The following is a 10,884-nucleotide window of genomic DNA, read 5'->3' on the forward strand; positions in this document are numbered from 1 at the left end:
TGCATGTGGGCAGAAAAGAAGCCCCCCCCCCAGCGAAAGTATTTTCATATGGCGACCCCTCATATAACTGCGATACGCCGAATCGTATCGGGGGGATTTGTTCCGATACCCTCCCTACGACCCCCGCATAATATTCTCGCCGCTCTCAACATTCACGGCACCGCACCTTGCTTACAGCGGAACGAATCAATGCGGGCAAACCCCACGAAAAACGAGTCACACGGCTGAAACCCGCAACACTCGGGCACAACGGTCAAGACACGCCAACCGAAGCCTGCGGCATCACGCCAAACACACGCTCCATACACCCCCTTATCTTCAATGGTTTCGCAAGCCACACAACACGTGACACACATGAGAAAGGAGGAAAATGGCGGGGTACACTCCCCTGAGTCGTATTACTCCACCGACTTCAACGAACTGACCGGTTCGATCCGGTCAAGCACCGGATTCACGAACAGTTGCACCAACAGCGCAAACGCCATGGTCGCCGCCGCCGCAATCACGTAACTCATCGGCTTGACCTCCACCTCGAAATACAATGCCGGCATATTCAGCGCAGCCGTGAGCAGACCACCGACCCATCGACCTATCGGCAAACCGATCACCACTCCCATGGCCGTCAGAATCATCATCTCTCGATTCACATACCGATGCACTTCACGATCGAAGAATCCCAGCACTTTTAACGTGGCCATCTCGCGCACGCGTTCCGACACATTCGTATTGGCAAGCGTGAACAGCACCACAAGTGCCAGCCCGCCCGCAAGCGCAACGATCAAGGCGACCACCGCGCCCATGAGGTCAAATTTGCTAAGCTTTTCTGCGCGCCCTACTTCGTAGCCGTGCCGTGCAGCTGCGCTACGAAGTCGCGCTATGCGGCGGCGCACAAAATTCGAATATCCGCCCGCATGATTAAACTTAACCGCGTGCCGTTTTTCTGTCGCGTCGTGCGTATGCTGCGAAGTAAGCCGCACCGCACGCCCTGCTTCGGCTTTATCTGTGCGCGGCAAAACACGACTCGGAATGCGCAGCGGCTCGCAAATAAGCTTTAAAATTTTAAATCCACGCTGCGGTATAAAATTTTGCGCTGTGTCCACAAGACGCGCTGAAGTGCGTATAAACTCTAAAATTCCAAACCGATTGCGCAGCTTGGGCGTAAATTTTAAAATTTTAGATCTATTGCGCGGCAGCTCGGGCGCAAATTTCAAAAACTCCGCCGCCTGTTTATGCGAGCCAAAATGCCTCGCGTTAAGAAATTTTAAAATTTCAAATCTACTCTCCGCCGCCCGCAAGCTAAAGCGCCTCGCGCCGAGAAATTTTAAAATTTTATATCCACGCTCTGTTTGTTTGCGCGAAAATTTTAAAAATTTCATCGTGCGCCCCTTTTTACGCTAAGCACGCACAAGCTGAAAAACAAAACCGCTCCGAGCGCCTGAATGGCGAGGTTTACCCACAGCGTCGCGCTCTGTCCGCCCGATAGGAAGCAGATGCGAAAGGACTCGACCGCGTATGTGGGCGGCAGCAGGTGCCCGATGAAGTTGACCGCCGCGGGCAGTCCACGCAGATCGAATATCATGCCGCTAAGCAGCGTCACGGGCAGATAGCCGATGACGATGGCGTATTCCTGCGCTAGGAATTGATTTTTGCAGATCGCCGAGATCAGCATGCCTAGGCAGGTCATCTCCAGCACGAAGACGCACAGCGTCGCCAGTAGCATCGCCACGCTGCCGCGGATCGGGATGCCTAAAAGAACCTGCCCGTAAACGAGCGTCATCGCGCCGCCCAAAAGCGCCAGGAAATAATACGCGCCGACCTTGGCAGTGACGATCTCAAGCGCGCTTGCGTTGGAGTTGTAAAGCGAGGCGATCGTGCCGCGGTCCCATTCGCGCGAGATCACGACCGCGACCATAAATAGGCAGATGAGCCCTAAAATCCCCACGTACTCGGCAGATACGAGATACCACGTCGATTCGTTGGCTTCGTTGAACCAGCTGCGATAATTCACGCTGACAGGTCTTGCTGCGGCGTTTAAATTTGCGTTCAAAAAGCCGTAATCTTGCGCCAAAACCTGCTCGATCACGCCTGCGACGTAAACGTAGCTAAGAAGCGCGAGCTGCGACTGAGTGGCGTTTTGGATAAGGAAAATCTCGGCGCCGTCTTTATTCGAGCCGCTCGCGCCGCCTGCACCACCCGCGCCGCCTACATCGTTAGCGGAGGGGCTTGCATTGACGCCGCCGCTCGTATTTTGGAGATCGTCCGCGCCGTCGATAGGGCCTACATTCGTATCACCTGCGCCGCCGATTAAATTTACGCTTCCTTGATTTGCGCCTATGTCGCCTGCGCTGCTACCGGAATTTGCAGTCGCGCCGCTTAAATTTACTCCGCTGCCGCCCGTTTCCGCGCCATTGCCGTATGAACCCTCGCCGCTTGCGCCGGTGCCGCCCGCAGAGGTGTTCATCCCGCTTTCCGTGCCGGTGTCCGCGCCTCTGTCCTCAAGCGGACGGACATTTTCGCTGCTGCTAATATTTTGAATATCGCTTGCGCCGCCCGTGGAGAAGCTTTCGTCGCTAGAAAGGTTTAAATTTATGCCGCCGCCCGCGCCTCCAAGCCCGCTCAAGGTGTTTTGAAATTTAGCCGCAAAGCGCGGATCAAAATACAAAATGCTCTCGATCTTGTGCGCCTTAAAATCTCTCCTCGCGCTCTCTAAATCCGTATAGACGTGGGTTTGCAGGTATTTTGAGCCCAAAAATCCGCCGAGTAGATCCCGCTCGATTTTGGAGCCCAGATCGCTTACGAAGCCCACCTTGACGGGCTTTATGTCCATTCGCATCGCGTATCCGTAGATCACGACCAAAATTAGCGGCATCAAAAACGCGATTACGAGCGCCGATCGGTCCTTTGCGATCTGCGCGAACTCCTTTTTTACGAGGATTTTTAAAAAGGTAAAGTTCATCCGCCCTGCCCCTGTGCTAGGATTTTGCAACACTGCGCCGCTCGCGGCGGACTCCCGAATTTTGATAGCGCAAATGCGGTTGCCGTCGCGCTTTGAAATTTTAGCCGCGGGGTCGAATTTGGCACACCCCTAAATTTTAATTGCGAAAGTGCGGCAACCGAGATTTGAAATTTTAACGGCGCAGGCGGACTGCCCGCGCCCATTTTGCTCATCGTGCCCCTAAATTTTAAACGCGCGAGCGCATACGGCGGGCTTTGAAATTTTAAACAGTTGCGCAGCACGGCCTCGCTGCTAGATTTTTGACGTAAAAGCCCCGCGACGGCGGAAGATCCGCGATGAAATTCTTGCATCGGGGTTTTAAATTTATAAGCTACTCGCAAACTGACCGCCATTTTAAATTTGCGATCTGTTTGCAGAGTGGTCGCTCTTTTGAATTTATGATCTATTTGCGAGCCGCTCGCGCTTTGAAATTTACGGTGCAGATGAAGCGGGCTCGCTTCTGCGCAGAGCTCGCGCAGTACCCGTCTACTAAATCCGCGCCGTATCCCGCCGCGCGACGTCAGATTTAAAATTCTACTGCCGCTTGAAATTTTGCAATCTCTTAAAATTTCGCCACCATTTAAAATTTTACTATCGCTCCAAATTTCGCCGCTGCTAAAAATCCCGCTGCCGCTTAGAATTTCACCGACGCCCAAAGCCCGGTCGCTCAAAATCCTGCCGCCGTTTAAAATTTCATCGCCCCGCAAGACCCTTGCGCCGCTTAAAATTTTATCGCGTGGGCGCACCGGTTTTCGCCCCGCCCGCATAAAATTTGGATCAAAAATCTTCGCCGCTCGCGTAAAATTTAGATCAAAAGCCCTCATCGCCCGCCTCGCTTCTAAATTTTTGCACCTCGTTTATAAAGGCTTGCTGCACGCTAAGCCGCCGCCCGTCTTGCACGCAGACCTCGTCGGGGCTGCCTAGCGCCAGGATTTTGCCGCGATCTTGGATCAAAAATCGATCGCAATACTCCGCCTCCTCCATAAAATGCGTCGTCACGACCACGCTCACGCCGGTGCGCGCGAGCGCATTTATGCGGTTCCAAAAGAGCCTGCGCGAGAGCGGATCGGCGCCGCTGGTGGCCTCGTCGAGAAACAAAATCTCGGGGCGGTGGATAAGCGCGCACGCCATCGAAAGGTTGCGCCCCGCGCCAAAGGGCAGGTTCTGCCACGTCTCGTTTCGCAGTCGCTGTAAGCCAAACTCACTCAAAAGCTCCTCTATGCGCCGCTTCAGCGCTACTCCGCCGATGCCGTAGCTGCGACCGAAATACTCTAAATTTTGATAGCAGCTTAGCTTTTTATAAAGCGAAAATTTCTGCGAGACGTAGCCGATGCGCGATCTGATCGATGATTTAGCGTGGCGCAGATCCTCGCCCATGACCGAGATCTCGCCCCCACTCATCCCCAAAAGCGCGCAGATCATACGAAAGGTTGTCGTTTTGCCCGCGCCGTTTGGGCCTAAAAGACCGAAAATCTCGCCCTTTTTGACCTCGAAACTCGTATTTTCCACGGCGGTGAATGAGCCGAATTTTTTACTCACGTCGCGCACTTTGATGACGGTTTGAGCCGTATCGAAGCTCCTTTTTTCGTAGCCGAAATTTGCCGCGCCGATCTCCGCTCTGTTTAAAAAAATATATGCATCCTCTAGGCTCGCCTCGCGCGGGCTGAGTTTAAATTTAGCGCCCCCGTTTTCGTTAAATTTAGCGTCCCCGCTTTCGTTAAATTTAACACCCTCGTTTTCGCTAAATTTAACGTCCTTGTTTTCATTCGAAATTTTAAAATTTTCGCCGCGCCCGTTTTCGCGCTCTGTATTTTCGCCGTCACCCTCTAGGCTCGCGTTTAAAAACTCCTGCAGATCGCGCAGGCTTATCGGCTCATCGCTTAGCAGATCGACGCTGCCGTCTCTGGGGCAGATATCGATGAGCGGGGAGTTTTTTAAAAATCTTTGCGTCTTAAACATCAAGTGGCGCGCCAGGCTCTGATAATCCTCGCCGTCGATGCGAAAGGTACGGTCCCGCAGCGCCGCAGTGATATTTGCCGCGCGCTCCTGCGCTATGATCTTGCCGCCGAGCAAAATCAACGTCAGATCGGCATCCGCCGCCTCGTCGAAATACGCCGTCGAAAATATGCATTTCGCGCCGCTTTGATCCAGATACTCGCGCACGATCGCCCACAGCTCGCTGCGCGAGAGCGGATCGACGCCGACGGTGGGCTCATCGAGCACCAAAAGCCGCGGACGAGCTGCGATAGCGCAAGCGACGCCAAGCTTTTGTTTCATCCCGCCGGAGAGCGAATCCACGGCGTAATTTTTAAAGCTCAAAAGCCCCACGCGGCGCAAAAGCCCACGCAGATACTCCTCGCCACCTTTTAGATCAAGCCCTTTTAGGCCTGCGAAGATGTTTAAATTTTGCCAGACGCTAAGCTCCTCGTAAAGCCCCAGGCTCTGCGACATATAGCCGTTTGCGCGGACGAATTCTTTATTTTCGCCGCTAGGCGTGAAACCTGCGAATTTTATCTCGCCGCAATCGGGCGCGATGATGCCGCAGATGAGCTTTAAAAGCGTGGATTTGCCCGCGCCGTCGGGGCCCGTGAGGCTGATGAGCCGCGGCGCGTCGCCGATTCGCAGATCGAAATTTTCAAAAACGACGTTTTTGCTGCGATCCTCTCGCAGGTAAAATTTCTTTAAATTTACGATATTTAGTAGATCCAAGCCTAGCTCCAAATTTTATATTTACTCGCCCCGTCGCTTGGCGCGACGAACGAGACCTACGCATGCCTAAAAGGCGCTTTTTGCCGCAGCGCCTTGCTTCTACAGCCACAAAGACATCGTGGTTTCGCAGCCGCTACGGCGTCTTAGTTTTGTGACCGCCGCGGTATCTTGGTTTTACAACCGCCGCGCGCTTTAAATTTAGCGACGCGCGTCAAACAATTTCGCCCAAACCTCGCATATAAATTCGACGTAACTTACCGCAAGCGCGTAAAACCAAGCTCTATCGCGCCGGGGCGCCTGCAATCGCCCGCTCGAATTTGAGTGCCCGCACGATCGGCGTTGCTTACGGCTCGCGCCGAATATTTCGCGCGCCGCCCGATCCTTCTTGAGCGTGTGCATATCGCATCGGCTAGCCGCGCCGCTAACGATGCGCACACAACGCGCATGGACAGGGCGGTCTCCAAAACATGAAGCAGCCAGTGAGTATCCGCGATAAATTCGCTTCAAAACACAGATGAAAGCGAGTTTTCAGGTACCTGGTGACCCATAAGTGCCGAGCTCTATCTGCGCTGCGCCTCTTTCGGCGAAATTTTACCGCTACCGCGCCTTTGGGCAAAATTTCACTTCCGCTCGTAATCGGCATTAATCACGCCGCTTGTTTTGTAGCGAAATTTTACCGCTATCCGCAGTCGGCACTCAATTGCCGCTCGTTTATCGCAAAACGCCAGCTAGAAACAAAGCCCATTACCCGCTATGCCGCCCTGCTTGTACTCGTTTCCACCGAGCCGCAAATTTTAAAATTTAACCCGCGCTGCTTTGCGCCAAAATCTCGGCAAAATTTTACTCGCCGCGCTGAGAATTCCGATCTTTTATCCAAAGCCCCGCCTGCTCGCGCAAAACTCGCGCGATAAATTTTGCACCGCCTTTGTACAACCTCGTTCTAGGCGCGGCGAAATTTATCGCCCTGCTCTGCTGAACAAGCGCCGTTTAAATTCCGCCTCGAAGCGCGTTTTTAAAATTTCATCAGGTTCACGCCGTATAAGCGTCTTGCGCGGCGTTGCGTAAAATTTTGTCGGGCGATGGGCTCTGCTATCCAAATTTCGCCCGCAGTGTCCGAAGTGCCGCCCGCGCGCTAAATTTCGCTCGTGCATTAAAATTTCGCGCGCGGCGCTTGCTCGTCAAAATTCCACGCTGATCGGCTGGCCTAAGCGAAAGCTGCCGTCCTCGTCGCTGAAATCGGCGCGCGCTTCCCACACGAGATCGGCGCGTAGCTCCTCGGTCTGCACCGTGCGGGGCGTGTACATCGCGGTTTGGCTCACGTAGGCGACCTTTGCGCTCGCGCTAGAGCCGTCCGCGGCGATGATCCGCACGCTCTGTCCGGCACGCAGGAAGCGGAGCTGATTTTCGCTTAGATAAAATTTCGCGCGCTTGTTTTTTACTTCGCTGAGCTCAAAAACGCCCACGCTGGGTATACTGATGTCGCCGAGCTCCTTAAGGCGCGCTCTGATCTGCCCGCTAAAGGGCGCTTTTAGCACGCTTTGCGTCTCGATTTGGTAATTCAGATATTTTAGATTTTCCTCGCAGCTTGCCAAATTTGCGCGGGCGGCGCCGACATCCTCGCCGCGGTAGCCGCTTTGAAGCTGGCGTAGATTAGCCTGCGCGCTTTGCAGCTGGGCTTGCGTGCGCTTCATAGAATAAAACGCCTCGTCGATCTGCTGCTTGGACGCGGAGTTGCTTTTGCCTAGGCTCTTGAGGCGCTCGTTCGTCAAAGTAGCGAGCTGTAGGGCGTTTTGCAGCGCGCTTACGTTCGCCGCTGCCATCTCGATCTCCTCGCTACGAAAGCCGTTTTGTAACTTTTGCAGATTAAATTTAAGCCCGTCGCATCTCGCGATCTGAATACGCCTTTGAAAACTCAGATCCGCCGTATCCAGAGCCGCCAAGACGTCGCCAGCCTGCACGAAATCGCCCTCGTCGCGATAAAGTACGCTAATGCGGCCGCTACGCTCGAAGCTAAGCGAACTCTGCCTGATATCGATGATGCCGTAGGCCTTGTGCGCGACCTCTTCGCGCCTATCGAGATTGAAGTAGATCGCCGCGGCGAGAGCGGCTAGCGCAAAAACGACGAAAATTAGAAGCCTTTTCATAGATCGCCTTAAATTTTGATATGCGGTTATTATAAAATAACTTTTCTAATGCGGCGCTGATATTTGAAGTTCGGGCGGCGATTTTATAAATCGATCGCATTAAATTTGCCGTATTGAATTGATCGCCGCGCTGGTGAGCAATATTTTGGAGCTTTGGTGGATAAAATTTCATCCTATTCACGCGATTTTAAGCGGTACGGCTTGTAAAATATCGCTACTTTTTGAATTAAAAATTTTAAAATTTTGACGAGGAGGCGCCACTTTCAAGCGAAGCGTGAAATTTAATAGGGAAATTTAACGAGCTTTAGGCTCGATGAGCCCAGAGCTCGGTCGGTCGCATAAAAATTGAAATATTTAAAACTCGCCTTTAACTGCGGCGATCCATTTATCGGCCCTCGCCTGCCAGTGCTCGTCGCCTTTAAAATCGATCGTAAGACCTACGAATTTGCCGTTTATGAAGGCGCGCGAATGTTTAAATTTATAGCCCTCTGCGCCCCAAGCGCCGATGAGACGAGCCTTTTTAAGCACCGGCAAAAACGCGCTCATACCGCTGCAAAAATCGCTACCGTGGCGCTCGACGTTACCGACGCCTATGAGCGCGACCTTGCGTCCGTCAAAATCAGTTTTATTCAAAAGCTCCAATTTGTCGTCAAATTTAGCCTGGATCTGTCCGTCGCCGTGCGTCGAAGCCGCAAAAATAAACGCGCTAGCGCCCGCCAAATCCTCCTCATTTAGCTCTTTGGCCTCCTTGATCTCAAAGCCGAGCTTTGAAGCGATATATTCGCTCACGACCTTCGTATCGCCGCCTTTGGTGGCGTAAACTAGTAGTTTTTTCATTTTCTCTCCTTAAAAATAAGAATGATTCTAACAAAATAAGATAAATTTTGAGTGAAATAAAAATTTTATAAGGCGCCCAGATACGGCAAGATGCCTCGTATACAGCTAATTTTAAGCGGCAGCGAGCCGGTAAATTTTAACGCCGCCGCTTAACCGCTCGTATAAAAATCCATAGTATAATGCCGCCCGTAGCTCATTACAAAGGAGAAAACATGAAGAATTTTACATTATGTTTGATCGCAGCAATGGCGCTTTGCGGCTGCGCGACTCCACAGGATCGATACGGAGGAGATGTTTATGACGCGAGCGAGACGAACCGCATGAGACAGAGCGATCGGATCGAGATCGTCGATGTCCTGCCCGCCAAAATCAACGTAGAGCGCTCCGAGGGCAATACGGGTAAAATTTTAGGCGGCGTCGCGGGCGGCACTACGGGTGCAGTCATCGGGCATAAGCTCGGCAAACATAGCAGCAGTAGGCGTCTAGCCGAAACCGTGGGGCTCATAGGCGGCGCAGCAGTGGGCGCGGTCGCCGGAGATGCGATCCAAAACTCCCAAAAGACGGTGCAGGGCTCCAACATCATCTACAAACTAAACGGCAAGGAGTACTCATCCGTGCAAGCCGACCCGCCGTGTAGATTTAAGCGCGGCAAAGCTCTGCTGATCCACACGGGTAGCGAAACGCGGGTGCAGCCGAACTCGGGATGCTAATAGAACTCGGTATGTTAAATTTAAAGCCGCCCAAAGCTTGCGGTGAAATTTTAAAATTTCACCGCGACGTTTAAATTTAAGAACGGCGAATTCGCGAAATTTAAAGCAATCTATGAAATTTTAAAGGGCGCTAGCTTTGTAAATTTGCGCCCTTGAAATTTTAAAATTTTAAGGGGATAAATTTGAAAAAGCGTAAGTACGTTTTATCGCTGTTAGCTCTGCTTTCAATCGTTTTCGTTATGAAATTTCCTTTTAGCGACGATGCAATTTTAAAAAAATACTTAGACACTACCTTTCTTGATAGAGTTCGGCGCGATGATAGAGGCGGATTGCCTCCTAAATTTTATATCATAGAAGAAAACCCAACTACGGATGAGATAATGCGAACCTTAAAATTAGTGGTCGAAAATGACGTAAATAAAACCGCGATTATATCGAAACATCAGTATTTTGAGGGCGGTGGACTGATAGAAAACGTCTCGGTTGAGAGGCTAGAGCCTTTCGAAGCTTTAAAGAAATATTACACCATAAAAGAGGCTACGAACGACATCGTTAAAGGGGGTGAATGGGAGAATGGTAAACCAACAGAACAATATGTGGATATACCTATTAGACAAGCTTTCGCGGTTCTAAGCGCTGACGAGGACCTTGTGGATATCTACGCAAAGGATAGTTTTATCAATAAGAGAAGTTGTATAGAATATAGAAAAATTTCATTTTACGGCTCTTACGATAACTATGAAGAATACCATAATAAGGTTCTACACTACGGCAGTTATGGTGTTAATAATTTTAAGGAAGAGGTATACAACTATATAAGATATATTTTAGATAATAACAATTACGAGGGCTATATAAAGACATTTGGACAAATAGTCAATAATTATTATGTAAATTGCAAGATAGATTAAGGGCGATAAAAATTCAATCGCATAGTTTTAAAGTAGTTGCGGAAAAACCGCCAAAATCCATGAACACGAATTCTTAAGATACTGAAGGAGGATATCATGAAAGAGAATGAAAATATCGTTGAATATGATTTACCGCTAAAAGGCGACTATGCTTTAGATGTTTTGAGTTATTATATCTGGGGCAAAAGTGCCGATAAAAAACCCAAGAACGACGAGATAGTAGATGAAAAATATGCAAACAGAAAATACGACAATACATCTATTCAGCTCAATGTTAAAGTTAGCGAATTTATGAATACATATTTTAAAATTTATAATGCCGATATGTTTATGAAACATATCAACATCGCAACTATACCTATGTTTAATTTATTTTTTGAATGTAAAAATAAATTCGGCAACAAAATAGATTTTAAAGATTTTATAGCTAAAAACCCTAGTAAAGTTGAAAATGGCAAATTGAACCTTGATCATAAAGATTTTGTTGAATTATTCTATAGCTACAGCGGAAAAAAAGATCTCAAAAAAGATCAAATTAAAGAAAGCGCTCAAAAGCCAAACCTTGATTTTTCTATGTA

The 10,884-nt window shown here is 50.2% G+C and carries 9 protein-coding genes; 3 read left to right on the forward strand and 6 right to left on the reverse strand.

Going from position 1 to position 10,884, the window contains the following annotated elements; all coding sequences use genetic code 11:
- Positions 1–398: 398 nt before the first annotated feature.
- From Q0140_RS07455 to Q0140_RS07480, 6 genes are all read right to left on the reverse strand, one after another.
- Positions 399–1,295 (reverse strand): ABC transporter permease, encoded by an 897-nt coding sequence (locus Q0140_RS07455; RefSeq protein ID WP_297963402.1) that lies wholly within the window; start codon positions 1,293–1,295, stop codon positions 399–401.
- 77 nt (positions 1,296–1,372) lie between these two features.
- Entirely contained in the window at positions 1,373–2,986 is a 1,614-nt protein-coding gene (locus Q0140_RS07460; protein WP_297963404.1) for an ABC transporter permease, read from the reverse strand.
- On the reverse strand, positions 2,953–3,819 hold the full coding sequence (locus Q0140_RS07465; protein ID WP_297963406.1) for a hypothetical protein: 867 nt from the start codon (positions 3,817–3,819) through the stop codon (positions 2,953–2,955). Before Q0140_RS07465 ends, Q0140_RS07460 begins: the two co-directional genes overlap by 34 nt.
- Positions 3,806–5,704, reverse strand: a complete 1,899-nt coding sequence (locus tag Q0140_RS07470) for an ATP-binding cassette domain-containing protein (protein ID WP_297963408.1) — start codon at positions 5,702–5,704, stop codon at positions 3,806–3,808. Before Q0140_RS07470 ends, Q0140_RS07465 begins: the two co-directional genes overlap by 14 nt.
- 1,178 nt (positions 5,705–6,882) lie before the next feature.
- Positions 6,883–7,848 (reverse strand): HlyD family efflux transporter periplasmic adaptor subunit, encoded by a 966-nt coding sequence (locus tag Q0140_RS07475; RefSeq protein WP_297963410.1) that lies wholly within the window; start codon positions 7,846–7,848, stop codon positions 6,883–6,885.
- 354 nt (positions 7,849–8,202) lie between these two features.
- Positions 8,203–8,685, reverse strand: coding sequence for a flavodoxin domain-containing protein (locus Q0140_RS07480; protein ID WP_297960662.1), 483 nt, complete (start codon positions 8,683–8,685; stop codon positions 8,203–8,205).
- Positions 8,686–8,897: 212 nt separating this feature from the next.
- Between Q0140_RS07480 and Q0140_RS07485 the strand changes: the two genes are divergently transcribed.
- From Q0140_RS07485 to Q0140_RS07495, 3 genes are all read left to right on the forward strand, one after another.
- Positions 8,898–9,395 carry a hypothetical protein gene (locus tag Q0140_RS07485; protein ID WP_297963413.1) on the forward strand — a complete coding sequence of 166 codons (498 nt, stop codon included), beginning with the start codon at positions 8,898–8,900 and terminating at the stop codon, positions 9,393–9,395.
- 182 nt (positions 9,396–9,577) lie between these two features.
- Positions 9,578–10,306, forward strand: coding sequence for a hypothetical protein (locus Q0140_RS07490; RefSeq protein ID WP_297963415.1), 729 nt, complete (start codon positions 9,578–9,580; stop codon positions 10,304–10,306).
- Positions 10,307–10,402: 96 nt separating this feature from the next.
- A partial coding sequence (locus tag Q0140_RS07495; protein WP_297963417.1) for a hypothetical protein occupies positions 10,403–10,884 on the forward strand: 482 nt, incomplete at its 3' end.

Source organism: uncultured Campylobacter sp. (genome assembly GCF_938045405.1).
GTDB lineage: Bacteria > Campylobacterota > Campylobacteria > Campylobacterales > Campylobacteraceae > Campylobacter_B.